Annotated in this window: 16 protein-coding genes; 8 read left to right on the top strand and 8 right to left on the bottom strand. The window is 64.6% G+C overall.

Going from position 1 to position 14,197, the window contains the following annotated elements:
- Window positions 1-127 precede the first annotated feature (127 nt).
- Genes napE through BIWAKO_RS06990 form a run of 6 tightly spaced genes read left to right on the top strand, consistent with a single transcriptional unit; the run spans window position 128 to window position 4,801 of the window.
- Window positions 128-319, top strand: coding sequence for a periplasmic nitrate reductase, NapE protein (gene napE, locus BIWAKO_RS06965; protein WP_069877923.1), 192 nt, complete (start codon window positions 128-130; stop codon window positions 317-319).
- Between the two features lie 10 nt (window positions 320-329).
- Complete coding sequence (gene napF / locus BIWAKO_RS06970) at window positions 330-839, top strand: ferredoxin-type protein NapF (RefSeq protein ID WP_069877924.1); 510 nt, start codon at window positions 330-332, stop codon at window positions 837-839.
- Window positions 832-1,110, top strand: a complete 279-nt coding sequence (locus BIWAKO_RS06975) for a chaperone NapD (protein WP_069877925.1) — start codon at window positions 832-834, stop codon at window positions 1,108-1,110. The genes napF and BIWAKO_RS06975 overlap by 8 nt, the downstream gene beginning before the upstream one ends.
- On the top strand, window positions 1,107-3,602 hold the full coding sequence (gene napA / locus BIWAKO_RS06980; RefSeq protein WP_069877926.1) for a periplasmic nitrate reductase subunit alpha: 2,496 nt from the start codon (window positions 1,107-1,109) through the stop codon (window positions 3,600-3,602). Before BIWAKO_RS06975 ends, napA begins: the two co-directional genes overlap by 4 nt.
- A complete protein-coding gene (locus tag BIWAKO_RS06985) occupies window positions 3,575-4,075 on the top strand; it encodes a nitrate reductase cytochrome c-type subunit (protein ID WP_069882238.1) in 501 nt (166 codons plus the stop codon). The genes napA and BIWAKO_RS06985 overlap by 28 nt, the downstream gene beginning before the upstream one ends.
- 12 nt (window positions 4,076-4,087) lie before the next feature.
- Window positions 4,088-4,801 carry a cytochrome c3 family protein gene (locus BIWAKO_RS06990; RefSeq protein ID WP_069877927.1) on the top strand — a complete coding sequence of 238 codons (714 nt, stop codon included), beginning with the start codon at window positions 4,088-4,090 and terminating at the stop codon, window positions 4,799-4,801.
- A gap of 6 nt (window positions 4,802-4,807) precedes the next feature.
- On the opposite strand, the gene ctlX is transcribed toward BIWAKO_RS06990, so the two are convergent.
- Window positions 4,808-5,752 carry a citrulline utilization hydrolase CtlX gene (gene ctlX, locus BIWAKO_RS06995; protein WP_069882239.1) on the bottom strand — a complete coding sequence of 315 codons (945 nt, stop codon included), beginning with the start codon at window positions 5,750-5,752 and terminating at the stop codon, window positions 4,808-4,810.
- Window positions 5,752-6,801: an ornithine cyclodeaminase gene (locus BIWAKO_RS07000; protein WP_069877928.1), complete on the bottom strand. Its 1,050-nt coding sequence runs from the start codon at window positions 6,799-6,801 to the stop codon at window positions 5,752-5,754. Before BIWAKO_RS07000 ends, ctlX begins: the two co-directional genes overlap by 1 nt.
- A 133-nt stretch (window positions 6,802-6,934) precedes the next feature.
- On the opposite strand from BIWAKO_RS07000, the gene BIWAKO_RS07005 reads away from it, so the two are divergent.
- On the top strand, window positions 6,935-7,360 hold the full coding sequence (locus tag BIWAKO_RS07005; protein ID WP_069877929.1) for an Lrp/AsnC family transcriptional regulator: 426 nt from the start codon (window positions 6,935-6,937) through the stop codon (window positions 7,358-7,360).
- A 150-nt stretch (window positions 7,361-7,510) separates the two neighbouring features.
- On the opposite strand, the gene BIWAKO_RS07010 is transcribed toward BIWAKO_RS07005, so the two are convergent.
- The 4 genes from BIWAKO_RS07010 to gcvA form a co-directional block, all read right to left on the bottom strand.
- Entirely contained in the window at window positions 7,511-8,860 is a 1,350-nt protein-coding gene (locus tag BIWAKO_RS07010) for a patatin-like phospholipase family protein (protein WP_069877930.1), read from the bottom strand.
- A 151-nt stretch (window positions 8,861-9,011) separates the two neighbouring features.
- Entirely contained in the window at window positions 9,012-10,406 is a 1,395-nt protein-coding gene (locus tag BIWAKO_RS07015) for a sensor histidine kinase (protein WP_069877931.1), read from the bottom strand.
- Window positions 10,403-11,077 (bottom strand): response regulator transcription factor, encoded by a 675-nt coding sequence (locus BIWAKO_RS07020; protein WP_069877932.1) that lies wholly within the window; start codon window positions 11,075-11,077, stop codon window positions 10,403-10,405. Before BIWAKO_RS07020 ends, BIWAKO_RS07015 begins: the two co-directional genes overlap by 4 nt.
- Window positions 11,078-11,251: 174 nt before the next feature.
- On the bottom strand, window positions 11,252-12,181 hold the full coding sequence (gene gcvA / locus BIWAKO_RS07025; protein ID WP_069877933.1) for a transcriptional regulator GcvA: 930 nt from the start codon (window positions 12,179-12,181) through the stop codon (window positions 11,252-11,254).
- Between the two features lie 105 nt (window positions 12,182-12,286).
- Here gcvA and BIWAKO_RS07030 point away from each other — a divergent pair, with 105 nt between their 5' ends.
- Window positions 12,287-12,502, top strand: coding sequence for a DUF1127 domain-containing protein (locus BIWAKO_RS07030; protein WP_069877934.1), 216 nt, complete (start codon window positions 12,287-12,289; stop codon window positions 12,500-12,502).
- Window positions 12,503-12,634: 132 nt separating this feature from the next.
- Here the strand turns inward: BIWAKO_RS07030 and sorB are convergent, their stop codons facing one another.
- Entirely contained in the window at window positions 12,635-12,958 is a 324-nt protein-coding gene (gene sorB / locus BIWAKO_RS07035; RefSeq protein ID WP_069882240.1) for a SorB family sulfite dehydrogenase c-type cytochrome subunit, read from the bottom strand.
- 11 nt (window positions 12,959-12,969) lie between these two features.
- The gene (sorA, locus tag BIWAKO_RS07040) at window positions 12,970-14,190 is read right to left on the bottom strand and encodes a SorA family sulfite dehydrogenase catalytic subunit (RefSeq protein ID WP_069877935.1); all 1,221 of its coding nucleotides are present in this window, start codon (window positions 14,188-14,190) and stop codon (window positions 12,970-12,972) included.
- Between the last annotated feature and the right edge of the window lie 7 nt (window positions 14,191-14,197).

Here is a 14,197-nt window from a genome sequence, read left to right on the forward strand (position 1 = left end):
GCCGAACGCATTAAACAACTCGACAAGAGCCGACAGGCAGCGCTAGCTTCCTTGGAAGGAATACAAGGTATCCGGTGGGGAGCGGTGCGTTGGTACTGCCCCCGTCATAGTCGCGGGAGCTGTCACCGTGATATCCGATGGTGCCAAGGCCGAAACCGGGGCCGAATTCAGGCCTGCAACGCGACGGCAGGAGTTCCTTGCCTTCATCGTCCTGGCGATACTGATCTGGCCGATTATCGCGGTTGGCGTCGTCGGCGGCTATGGTTTCCTGATCTGGATGCTGCAGTTGGTCTTCGGACCGCCCGGCCCGCCACGGTGAGGGCCCGGCCATGGCAGAGCGGGGGATCGATCTCGGCAGACGCGGGTTCCTGAAGGGGCTTCTTCCCTCGCAACCCTTCGTCATTCGTCCACCCTGGTCGCTCGAAGAAACGATTGCGAGCGCCTGCACGGGATGCGGTGCCTGCATCGGCGCCTGCCCGCAGGCGATCATCAGGCTGGATGCCCGGCAGCGGCCCGAAATCGAATTCAGCTCCAGCGAATGTACCTTCTGCGGTGCCTGCGCCGAGGCCTGTCCGGAGCCCGTCTTCGATCGCGCGCGGCCTGCCTTTCAGCACGTCGCCCTGATCGAAGACGCATGCTTTGCCGCGCGCGGCGTCGTTTGCCAGAGCTGCGGCGATGCCTGCCCGGAAATGGCGATCCGCTTCCGTCCGCGTCTCGGCGGCCCTGCCCTGCCTGAACTCGCGGTCGATCGATGCACCGGTTGCGGTGCCTGCATCGCGGCTTGCCCGGCCACCGCCATCGCAACGCGCCCCAGGGCAGCGGAGGCAGCCCATGCCTGAGGCTCGAGCCAGCCGCACCATCCATATTTCCAGCGCCGTCGTCACGGCCTTTCCGGAGCATTGCGACGCAGTCGTGCGCCAGATCAATGCTCTGCCGGGCACCGAGGTCCATCGTGTCGAGAACGGCAAGATCGTCATCGTGATGGAAGCCGAGAGCACGGGCGAGATGGGTGGCAGGCTCACGGGCATCGCACTGATGGACGGCGTGCTTTCGGCAAACTTCGTCTTCGAACAGATCACCACCCTCGACGACATTGGAGCTGGATCATGACCCTATCCCGTCGCGAGATGCTGAAGGCGCAGGCGGCGGGCATCGCCGCTGCCGCCGCCAATATGAGCCTGCCTGCCGAGGCACAGCCCGTCGCCGGCGGCGTCGACACGCTGGAGATCACCTGGTCAAAAGCGCCATGCCGCTTCTGCGGCACCGGCTGCGGCGTCATGGTCGGCGTCAAGGAAGGCAAGGTCATCGCCACCCATGGCGACATGAAAGCCGAGGTCAATCGCGGCCTGAACTGCGTGAAGGGCTATTTCCTCTCGAAGATCATGTATGGCGCCGACCGGCTGACGCAGCCTCTGCTGCGCAAGAAGGGGGGCGTCTACGCCAAGGACGGCGAGTTCACGCCGGTTTCCTGGGACGAGGCCTTCGACGTCATGGCTGCGCAGGCCAAGCGCGTGCTGAAAGAGAAGGGACCGACCGCAGTCGGCATGTTCGGCTCCGGCCAGTGGACGATATTCGAGGGCTATGCCGCGACCAAACTGATGCGCGCCGGCTTTCGTTCGAACAATCTCGACCCCAATGCCCGCCACTGCATGGCATCCGCCGCCGTCGCGTTCATGCGGACCTTCGGCATGGATGAGCCGATGGGCTGCTATGACGATTTCGAAGCCACGGACTCCTTCGTGCTCTGGGGCTCGAACATGGCGGAGATGCACCCGATCCTGTGGACGCGCGTCGCCGACCGCAGACTCGGCCATCCACATGTCAAGGTCGCGGTGCTCTCGACCTACACCCACCGCAGCGCCGACCTCGCCGACATCCCGATCATCTTCAAGCCGGGCACCGATCTGGCGATCCTCAACTACATCGCCAATTACATCATCACCACCGGTCGGGTGAACAAGGACTTCGTCGGCAAGCACACCACCTTTGTGAAGGGCGCGACCGATATCGGCTACGGCCTGCGCCCCGACGATCCGCGCGAGGTCAAGGCGAGGAAAGCAGCCGATGTCGGCGCGACCTCGCCGATCGATTTCGAGGCCTATGCCGCCTTCGTGAAGGACTACACGCTTGAGAAGGTGTCCGAACTCACCGGCGTCGAGCGCGGCTTCCTGGAGCAGCTTGCCGAGCTTTATGCCGACCCGAAGCGCAAGGTCGTGTCCTTCTGGACAATGGGCTTCAACCAGCATGTCCGTGGCGTCTGGGCGAACCAGCTCGTCTACAACCTGCATCTGCTGACCGGGAAGATCTCCGAGCCAGGCAACAGCCCCTTCTCGCTGACCGGGCAACCTTCCGCCTGCGGCACGGCGCGCGAGGTCGGCACCTTCGCCCACCGCCTGCCGGCGGACATGGTGGTGACCAATCCGGAGCATCGCAAGCATGCCGAGGAGATCTGGCGCGTTCCGGGGGGACTGCTGCCCGACAAGCCCGGCTATCACGCGGTCGAGCAGGACCGCATGCTCAAGGACGGCAAGCTCAATTTCTACTGGATCCAGGTCAACAACAACCTGCAGGCGGCGCCGAACAGCGGCAACGAGACCTATCCGGGCTACCGCAACCCCGAGAACTTCATCGTCGTCTCCGACGCCTATCCGACCGTGACGGCGATGGCCGCCGACCTGATCCTGCCTGCCGCCATGTGGGTCGAGAAGGAAGGCGCCTATGGCAATGCCGAGCGCCGCACCCATGTCTGGCACCAGTTGGTCAAGGCACCGGGGGAGGCCCGCTCCGACCTTTGGCAACTGATGGAGTTCTCGAAGCGTTTCACCACCGACGAGGTCTGGCCGGCAGAGCTGCTGAACGCAAATCCGAACTATCGCGGCAAGTCCCTGTTCGACGTCCTGTTCCGCAACGGCAATGTCGACAAGTTCCCGCTCTCCGAGATCAGCCCCGACTACGAGAACCAGGAAGCCAAGGATTTCGGCTTCTACGTCCACAAGGGCCTGTTCGAGGAATACGCCAGTTTCGGCCGCGGGCATGGACATGATCTTGCGCCCTACGACACCTATCACGAGGTGCGCGGCCTGCGCTGGCCGGTGGTCAACGGCAAGGAAACGCTCTGGCGCTACCGCGAGGGCCTCGACCCCTATGTCAAACCGGGAAAGGGCTTCGAGTTCTACGGCAACCCCGACGGCAAGGCGCGGATCATCGCGGTGCCCTACGAGCCGCCGGCGGAATCGCCGGACAATGAATACGATCTCTGGCTGGTCACCGGGCGCGTGCTCGAGCACTGGCATTCCGGCTCGATGACGATGCGCGTGCCGGAACTTTTCAAGGCGTTTCCCGGCGCGCGCTGCTTCATGCACCCTGACGATGCCCGCCAGCGCGGGCTCAACCAGGGCGCGGAGATCCGGTTGATCTCCCGCCGTGGCGAAATGCGGACCCGCATCGAGACGCGCGGGCGCAACCGCATGCCCCAGGGCGTCGTCTTCGTGCCCTGGTTCGACGCCAGCCAGCTCATCAACAAGACCACTCTCGACGCGACCGATCCCATCTCCAAACAGACGGATTTCAAGAAATGCGCGGTCAAGATCGTAGCGGTCTGAGCCTGATGCGCTCCTGGACCGTCCTTGGGACTGCCTTGGCGGCTGTGTTCGTCCTCTGCTTCGGCGCGCTCTCGCAGGAGAGCGGCCGGATCAACATCGTGCCGCGGCTGACCGGCGCCGCGCCCCCGATGGGCGTCGTCAACGTGCCGCCGCTCGACCGCCCGATCGTCGACGATGTCAGGCGCATGCGGAACTATCCCGAACAGCCGCCGATCATTCCACATTCGATCGACGGCTATCAGCTGACGCTGAACACCAACCGCTGCATGGATTGCCACAAGCGCGAGTTCACCGAGGGCTCCGGCGCCCCGATGATCAGCATCACCCATTTCCAGGACCGGGACGGACAGGTGCTCTCGGACGTGACGCCACGGCGCTATTTCTGCACCGCCTGCCATGTCCAGCAGACCGACGCCCGTGCGCTGGTGCCGAATACGTTCCAGGACGCAAACACGATTGGCCGGAAGCGGTAACGGGGCGCCGACATGGGTAAGCTGAAGGCTCTCTTCCTGCGCGCGTGGAACCTCGCGGTCTGGTTCTGGCGGGTCATCAGCCGGCCCAGCGCCTATCTATCCCTGGGCTTCCTGACGCTCGGCGGCTTCATCTGCGGCGTCATCTTCTGGGGCGGCTTCAACACGGCGCTCGAGGTCACCAACACCGAGAAATTCTGCACCTCCTGTCACGAGATGCGCGACAACGTCTACCAGGAGCTGACCCAGACCATCCATTTCTCCAACCGCTCTGGTGTGCGCGCGAGCTGCCCCGATTGCCATGTCCCCCATCAATGGACTGACAAGATCGCCCGCAAGATGCAGGCTTCGAAAGAGGTCTGGGGCAAGATCTTCGGCACGATCTCGACACGCCAGAAATTCCTCGACCACCGGCTCGAACTCGCCAAGCATGAATGGGCGCGGTTGAAGGCGAACGACTCGCTGGAATGCCGGAATTGCCATTCCACCGTCGCGATGGATTTTACCAAGCAGACGCGACGGGCGGCCGAGATCCACAGCCGTTTCCTGATCCCGAAGGAGAAGACCTGCATCGATTGCCACAAGGGCATCGCCCATCTCCTGCCCGACATGACCGGCATCGAGCCCGGCTGGAAGGAAGCACCCGAGCTGCAGGGCAAGGGCAGCGCCTCCTGGCACGGCCCCGAGCACGAACTGCGTGCTTATCTCGCCAGCATCGAGACGCGTTGAGCAGGCTCAGGCCGCAGCTTGGAGCGCGCCGCGCGTTGCGAGATGGATGCCGGCCAGCATGCAGCGCACCGAGCCACCCGCGAGCTCGATCGTCGGCACGTCGAGTGGCAGCAGGGTCGCAAGACCTTCCAACGTCGCACGCTGTTCCGGGCGAAGAGCCTGCAAGGCACGTGACGACAGCGCCACGACGCGACCGTCCCTGCCCTGCAGCTCGATTGCATTGCCAGCGAACGCGTTGATCTGCCCGTGGTCGAGATCGATGACGGTGCGCCCTTCGGCCAGCCGCTCCGCAATCTCGCTACGGCGCGCGGCATCGCGAATGGTGGCCAATCCGATCAGGCAGAACTCCGTGCCGATGCACATCAGGACATTGGTGTGATAGATCGCCCGGCCCGCGGCATCGACCGCATCGAAGACCACCGGCTCGAAATTGAAATGCGTGCAGAAGCGCTCCAGCGCCACCTCGTTGGTGCGGTTCGAGCGCGCGGCATAAGCGACGCGCTCGATATGATCGAGGACCATCGCACCGGTGCCTTCGAGATAGACCCCGTCCTGCTCCAGTCCGGAATAGTCGATCACGTCCTGGACGCGATAGCGATGCTTCAGCATCTCGATGACGTCGTGCCGCCGCTCCTTGCGCCGGCTCGGCGAGAACATCGGATAGAGCGCGACATGGCCGCCGGAATGGGTCGAGAACCAGTTGTTCGGGAAGACGGAATCGGGCGTCGCGTTGCCCTCGTCCTCGAAGAGGTGCACGGCGATGCCGGCCTCCTCCAGCCGCGCCGCAGCACGCGTCACTTCACGATGCGCTTCGGCGGCGATGGCAGAGGCGCTGCGCGCGGCATCGGTGCCCTGAAAGAGATTATCGGCGGCCGTCGCCGGGTTCGGCCTGAAGTGATGGGGACGGATCATCACGACGCTGCGCGGCGCCTGGACGGAGAGCTTTTGCATCATCGCGCTCCGAGAACGGCACGAGGAGCGGCGGCCGGCGCGCTCAGCAGGCCGAACAGGTTGCGCGGATCTTCCGGCTCGGTGAGGAGGTCGATCTCATCATAATAGTCGGTGCCCTCGACCTGGTCGCGCAGATAGCGCAGGGCCGAAAAATCCTCCGTGGCGAAGCCGACGGAATCGAAGATGGTGATCTGGTCCTCGGTGCGGCGCCCCTTGGTCTCGCCGACGATCACACGCCAGAGTTCCGTGACCGGGAAATCCGGCTCCATCTGCTGGATCTCGCCTTCGATCCGGGTCTGCTCTGGAAATTCGACGAAGACCTCAGCGCGCAGCAGGATGTCGCGCTGCAGCTCGGTCTTGCCCGGACAATCGCCGCCGACGGCGTTGATGTGCACGCCGGCACCGATCATGTTGTCGGAGAGGATCGTCGCCTTGAGCTTGTCGGCTGTGACAGTGGTGATGATATCGGCGCCAAGTACGGCCGCTTCGGCGCTGCTCGCCACCTCGATCTCAAACCCGTGCCCCGCGAGATTGGCCCTGAACTTCGCGGTCGCAGCCGGATCGATATCGTAGACCTGCAGCCGCCGGATGCCGTTGAGCGCCTTGAAGGCCAGCGCCTGGAACTCCGACTGCGAGCCGAGGCCGATGATCGCCATCACCGCGGCATCCTCACGGGCAAGATAACGCGCGGCAACGGCCGAGGTCGCGGCGGTCCGCAGCGCCGTGGTGATCGTCATTTCGGAGAGCAGGCGCGGATATCCGGTCTCGACATCGGAGAGGACCCCGAAGGCCGTCACTGTCTGCAGGCCGGTGCGCGTGTTTTTGGGGTGCCCGTTGACATATTTGAAGCCGTAGAGCTCGCCGTCGCTGGTCGGCATCAGCTCGATCACGCCGTCGGCAGAATGGCTGGCGACGCGCGGCGCCTTCTCGAACAGGGACCAGCGCCGAAAATCCTCCTCGATATAGCCCGCAAGGCCAATCAGATAAGGCTCGATGCCGATGGCAGCGATAAGCCGAACCATGTTCTCGACGCCTACATACTGAACCATTGGTCGGCCCTCCTGCGTGATTTTCTGGAATGGAGGGCATTCTAGCCAATGCAATTTGCACACTGAATTGCGAACAAGTTCAGATTTGTGCGATTCATTGATCAAATCGCTCCCTTCGAATAAACAAATTGCCATGCATGTCTTTGACGAACTCGACCACCGCCTGATCGGTGCTCTACGCGAGGACGGGCGCGCCCCGATCTCGAAGCTCGCCACCATTCTCGCTGTCTCGCGCGCGACGGTGCAGACCCGGCTCGACCGGCTGATCGAGTCGGGCGCGGTGCTCGGTTTCACCGTGCGCTCCCGGCAGGACTATGACGACAAGGCCATTCGGGCGATCATGATGATCGAGGTCACAGGCCGCTCGACGACCGCGGTGATCCGGCAGATGCGCGGCCTGCCGGAACTGCATTCGCTGCACACGACCAATGGAACCTGGGACCTGATCGCAGAGATCCGCGCCTCCAGCCTCAGCGATTTCGATCGCGTGCTGCGCGAAGTGCGCACCATCGATGGTATTCTCAACAGCGAAACCAGCATTCTGCTCAGCTCGGTATAGCCGGCGGGGAGAGCTCTTTGCGCAGCAGGGGGCAAGCGTCTTCGCACCGCAGCCATTAGCCGCCCCGGCCCAATACGACGCAGTGCGCGAGCCGGCGGAGAAGAACACGGCGGGCTGGAATTGCGGGGGCTCTGTAGTTGCCGAAGACATTCAGCCGTGGCGTGGGCCGTCGCGCCGCGCCGGTTTGACGAAGCTGCGATAGCCTTCGTGGCCGAGCAGCAGGCTTCGCCCCAGGCCCGCGAGAAAATCGACATCGCCGGATTTCAGGCTGAGCGTATTGTGCAGTTGGAGAATGCGCGCCTTTTCCGCCTGTCCGCTCACATCTGCGAGGGACAACCGCACCACGCTGACATCGAGCCTTCCGCACCCGGCCTGCGCGCCTGCGCCGCCGCAGCGCCAGCGAACCAGCCGATCACGCCAGTGCGCTGCCTCCCCTTCCAGCGCGTCAAGGCTCATCCGGCTGGCGCTATCGATCATCGCATCGGCAGCCGCAACGATCGCCGACGGCGCGGTGGGACCCTCGACCGCGCTGGACATTTCACCACCGACACGCGTGGAGGCGTCGGCCACGATGATGATCAGGCGCTCCAGATACCGCGCGGCAGCGATGCCCAGAGGTTCCGGCGCAGGCTGCTTGAGCGATCTGATGAGATTTCGCACCGCAAGATTGTCGACAAGGCCGCCGTCAAGCAGCTTGAGATAGCGGAGATCCGGCGCACTGGCGTATCGCGCCTGGGACTCCGCAACATGCCTGTCGAACTGCGAGCTCCCGGCAGGAAGGCGGACCGCGGCCGGCGCATTCCGGGCAACGGGACAGTCCCCAGTGAAATTCTGCAGGACGACCGGAGCGAAGGCGACCGGCACCGCGGACGAGGCCGCGACCGCGTGCGCCAGGGGGAAGCTGTCATAGTCGCTGCAGATCGAGCGGAAGCTCGCCCGATCGAACGGGAACGGCGCCCGGTTGTAGAGATCGGTCGCGTGCAGCAGGAGCCTTGGTCGTCCGCGTTGACCGAGATCGCCCATCGTCGCGCCGCCATACAGGCTGGCATCCAGCCAGGCCGCAAGACCGGAGAGATCATTGACGCCGCCGTGATAGGCGCGCAGCAGGTTCTCGGGCGTATAGGCCATGCGCAGCGACGCTTCTGCGTCCTGGTCGAGAAAGGCGCGGCGGAACTCCGGCAAGGCTCGCGGCCCGTGCAGGGCCAGATGGGCGGCAAGGATGGCTCCACCGGAGACACCGGCGACCACGCCAATATCGTCGGCGAGCCTGCGCGTCTGATCGCCCGGAGACGGCTGTTCGGCCAATGCCGACAGCACGCCATATCCGAAGGCCGCGGAGCGCGCTCCTCCGCCAGAGAACGCGAGGATCACGCGGGTGCGTGCCGGAACTCCCGCTGACAGCCGTGCTGCGGGAGCAGGGTCCTGCCTCAAGGGCGCGTTCGAGGGCAGGTTGGCGGGCGCGGCACAGGCTGCGGTCCAGAGCGCAAGCATCGCCGTCATCACAAGGGAGCGCCGCGCTCTGGCGACACGCCCGCAGCGAGCAGCAACAGTCAGGAAACAGGCTTTCAACAATGCCGGCCTTCTCAGCCGCGACACTGTCTCCGCAGGATGCGTGACCATTCGCTGGCCAGCGACATCTCGCCCGCGTGGGTTATGTCAGCATTATGCCCTGGCAGGAGGGATCAATCGCCGGCGGCGGTAATGTAATCCGGAAGCGCGCGCCGGGCGCGGCCGGATCGAGGGCGATGATCTGACCGGAATGGCGCCGAACGATCTCCTGGACGAGGTGCAGCCCCAATCCCGCTCCCCGCTCGCGCGGCGCCAGCCGGCAGAACGGCTCGAAAATGCGGTCGCGCTGCTCGACCGGCACGCCAGGCCCCTCGTCGGCGACCTCGATCGTCCGCTCGCGCCCGACAGCGATCGTGATCGTGCCGTGGCGTCCGCCGTGCTGGATTGCATTCTGCACGAGGTTGGCCAGCGCCCGTTCAAGCGCGGACTGGTCGCCCCATGCTGCAACCTCATCCGCGTCAGCCTCGAAAGCCACCTGATAGCCTGAGGCGATCGCCAGCGGAGCAAGGTCGGCGGCGACACGCCGGCTGATCGTCACGACATCGATCCTGGCAAAATCCTCGGTGCTGTGATCGATCCGTTGAAGGTCGAGCAACTGTTCCGCCATGACGGCGAGCCGCGCCACGTCTTCGTTAAGCCGCGCCCGCTGAGCTGAGTCCGGCAGGATATCGAGCCGCGTCTGCAAGATCGCGATCGGCGTCCGCAGTTCATGCGCAGCGTCACCGAGAAAGCGTTTGTGCCGCACATGGCCTTCGTCGAGCCTCTGCAGGGCGCGGTTGACCGCAGCGACGACCGGGGTCAATTCGCTCGGGGTGGCGTCTGTCGGCAGGCGTTCGCCGTGCCGTTCGATATCGATCCGCTCGGCCTGCTCCGCCACCTTTCCAAGACCGGCAAGCGCCCTGCGCACGACGATGGGCGTTGCAATGATCGTCGCCAGGCCCATGACCACAAGGGCGGGAAGAACGAAGCTCATGAAGACGATCAGGAGCCCCTGAACAAGCCAGCTCAGCGGCGCCTCTGCCCCCGGCCCGGTTGCAATCTGGATCTGGCCCGCAGCGCCATCGACCCAGCGGATCAGTGCATTCGTGCGCGGGGGATCGCCAAGATTCCAGCCGAGCCTCGCATTCCCGACATCGTCGAGCGCGTCGCCGATGCGTGCAAAATGGGGAGGCGGAGCTCCCTCGGTCAGCGTATGGCCAAGCCGGTCGCGCACGATGAACCAGAGATCAGGAACATCCGACCGCAGCTTCGTCAGCGCAGGCGTCGTTTGCAGGACCAGCCTGCCGGCAGGATCGCGCGTGACCGCGCTCTTCAGCACATCGACCGTCACATCCTCGGATTCGAAATTGAACAGATGGCCGCCGAGGTAGAGCGCACCAATGACCAGGATGACGAGCAGCGAGAGCGTCGCGGCCTGCAACGCGAGCAGGCGCCGGACGAGGCGCCATTTCAGCGAATGCGCGCGCCGCCAGGTCATGCCGCGTGTTTGAGGAGATAACCGACGCCGCGAATTCCGTGGATCTCGAGGCCGGCGCCCGCCTTCGTCAGCTTCCGACGCAGGTTCGACACATGCATGTCGAGCGCATTCGATTGGATTTCGTCATCGAAGCCGTAGACCGCCTCCTCCAGCGCGGCGCGCTGCACCGTGCGCCCACGTCGGCGCAAAAGGGCCTCCAGCACCAGCAGCTCCCGGCGCGGCAATTCGAGCCCAACACCATCAATGCTCGCGCAGCGATCTTGCCAATCATAATCGAGGCGCCCTGCCCGTATCCGATCGGGAGCCATCACCGGCGCACGGCGGAGCACGGCGCGCAGCCGAGCCAGCAACTCGTCGATCGCAAACGGCTTGGCGAGATAGTCATCGGCTCCGGTGTCCAGACCCTTGACCCGGTCCCCGAGGTCGCCCCGCGCGGTCAGCACGATCACCGGCGCGATCTGCCTGTAGGCACGAAGCCTCGGGATCAGCGTCAGGCCGTCGCCGTCCGGCAATTGCCGGTCGAGCAGAATTGCGCAGTGCGCCGCAGTCGCGATCGCCTCCTCCCCTTCCGCCAGCGTGGTTACGTGGTCGACGACCATGTCGTGCTGGGCCAGGGCTGCGCGAAGCGCCGCCGCCATTTCCGGCTCGTCTTCCACCAGGAGAATGCGCATGGCTAGGACAGGCTCGCTGTGACCCAGCCTCTCCTGACGCAGCAACATTGCCGCGAGGTTGCGCGAGTTCGAAGCCCCTCGACGAGAGGGTGCTTGCCAGGTTCCCGCGAGACGATCCGCTCATCCCGGCTGCCCTGGATCGCGGCGAAGCCTACGCCCTTCCGCAATAGCACGTCATGGTGTCACCAGCGCGCGGTGGGCGGCAGCTTCGCCGCATATCCAGGCCCGAAAGGCCGCAATGGCCGGCCTTTCGGCTGAGATCTCGGGGCAGACCAGATAATATTGATGCGGCCCTCTGACCTGATGCGGGAAGGGCCGGACGAGGCGCCCCGCATCAAGATAGTCCCCGATCAGGACATTGGTGGCGAGGGCTATTCCCTGGCCCGAGGCGGCGGCCTGCAAAGCGAGGAACATATGCGAGAAGCGCGGTCCCCGCGTCGCGTCGATGTCTGGCAAACCGACCGCGGCCAGCCAGCGCGGCCAGGTGACATAGTCGAGTATTCCCTCCGGATTCTCATGCAGCAGGGTGTGATGGCGCAAATCCGCTGGCTCGCGCAAAGGCCGTTCGGGATCATCGAGAAGAGTGGTGCTGCAAACGGGAAAGAAGTTCTCTTCCATCAGCAGGTCCGTGCGCAGTCCGGGGTAGATGCCGCGGCCGGAGCGGATCGCCACGTCGACATCCTCGCCTTCAAAATCGGTCAGACTCGTCGAGATCGACACACGCACCTCGAGATCGGGGTGGCGCTCCTTCAGCGAACCGAGGCGGGGGATCAGCCAGCTCAAGGCGAAGCTCGGCAATGTGCTGACAGTCAGAATATTGGGCGCATCGGGCCGTAAGGCGCGCGCCGTGGCCTCGTTGAGCTGATCGAGCAGCAGCGAAACGGTCGCGGCGTAGCGTTCCCCGACGGCTGTCAGGGCGACGCCCTTGCTCGGCAGGCGCGTAAAGAGAGAGCGGCGCAGCCAGGCCTCAAGCGATCTCACCTGCTGGCCGACCGCACTGGCGGTGACGGCGAGTTCGTCCCCGGCCTTCTCGAAGTTGAGGTGCCGGGCTGCGGCTTCGAAAGCGCGCAGAGAGGTCAAGGGCGGAAGGTGGCGACGCGTCATGGGTAAGCGAAGAAAACCTTGGGCTGAAGCCAAGAAGTTCGCATTTGCTTGGACCCCAGGCAAGGAGCAGATTTGCTGGCGAAACCTGAGATAAGGGAGGCCGTCATGTCGACCAGGCCAGCCATAGAAAACCTTCTGCCACTCCCTGCCGCGCCGTCGATTCACGGCCTATCGCGCCTGCTGCTGCGTCTTGAAACCTGGCTTAACGCCAAAGCCAGCGCACGCGCGCTCTACCGCATGGATGACCGCGCATTGTCAGATATCGCGCTCTCCCGCAGCGACGTGGAACGCGTCAATGCCACGGTCCGGCTGCCGGATTGACGGCTTGGCCGGCAGCGTGCCGGGTTGCTGGAGGACGCAGCGGCGGTCGGGTCCTTGCGCCGCTTGATGGCGCATCGTGAGGCCGGGTCGGCGTCGGGCCGGTGGCAACCGAGAAGCGCACCCCTTTGATCCTCAATAGGTTTTGGCCAGGTACTCGGCGATCGCCTTCGCATCGGCCTCGTCGATCGGGGCTCGGTAGACCTTGATCATCTTCTGCACCTCGGCGTCCCAGAAGGCCTGCCCCTTCTTCGGCGGCTGGAAGTTGACATAGTCGACCGAGTGGCACGACATGCAGTTGTTCTTTGCCGCCTCGAAGCCGGGACCAGGGCCCGGCTTGAGCACCGCTGTTTCAGCCGGCAGCTGATAGGTTTTCGGCGTTGCCAGCGCCACCCCGGTCAACGCCACACCGGCAAGGCAGAGCCCGAAAGCCGACGCCCCAATGACGCGCAAGGTCATGGCCACCTCCATCACGCGGCCATCACGCGCGTCGTCTCGACGACATTGCGCATATAGCCCGCCGGATTCCACAAGGGCTCGATCGGCTGCGATTGGCCGATCCGGTTGGTCGCCCTGACCATCAGCACATGCTCACCCTTGGGCAGCCGGACCGCGGCCTTCCATTCGCGGAAGGAGTATCTTCCGAGATTTTCGCCAAGCGTCGCCGCAAGCCAGGATTTTCCACCATCTGGCGAAATCGCGACATCGGTGACGCCATAGCCACCGTCAAAGGCAATGCCGCGCAGCACGACATCTGCATTGGCCCTCACCGTTGCCCCGCTTTGCACGCTGGTGATGAAGGAGCGGACGCTGAAGCGGTTGATCGGCACGGTCGCGGTCGGGGCCTTGCCGGGCTCGGTGCAGGCACAGGCATTGGCAGGGATGCGATAGGCCGACGTCATCCAGAACCCGTCGAAGGTCTTGTCGAGCACGGCGATCTCGCGGAGATGCTTGACCCAATAGGTTCCGAAATAGCCCGGCACGACCAGGCGCACCGGGAAGCCATTGAGCCAGGGCAGATCCTCGCCGTTCATGGCGTAGGCCAGCATGACCTCGCCATCGCGGGCATGGTCGATGTCGAGCGCCTTGATGAAATCCGGAGTGTCGGGGATCACCGGGCCGTCGAGGCCGTCGAAGGACACCTGCACCGAACCGGCCTGGACACCCGCCTTGTCGAGCACAGCCTTGAGCGGCACGCCCCTCCAGCGGGCATTGCCCATCGCGCCGTTGGCGAGCTGACCGCCGGCGACGCGCGGCTCGAACAGGCCGCGGCTGTTACCGGAGCACTGGTTCACCGCGATGATCTCGACAGGCTCGAACCCCGTCTTCAGGTCCTGAAGCGATATCGATAACGGCTTGTCGACCTTGCCCGTGATCGCGATGCGGAAGGCGTCCGGATCGATCTCGGTCGGGATATCCGCCAGATGGTAGCGCACGAAGAACGCATCGTTCGGGGTCAGAAGCCCGTCATTGAACACGCCGAACGGGGTTTCGAGCTGGGGCGGGCGCGCCGTCAATTCAATCAGCGGGCGTTTGCCGGGATAAGCGACGAGCGACCGCTCGCCATTGTCGAAAGGGAGCCTCACCGTCTCGGCTGCGAAGGCAGCAAGGCCTGCGCCCTCGCCGACTGCCACCCCCAGCCCCAACACGGCGCGCCCCGCCGCTTTGAGCATTTGCCGTCTGTTGAACATGGCGCTC

It is taken from the genome of Bosea sp. BIWAKO-01 (assembly GCF_001748145.1).
Lineage (GTDB): Bacteria > Pseudomonadota > Alphaproteobacteria > Rhizobiales > Beijerinckiaceae > Allobosea.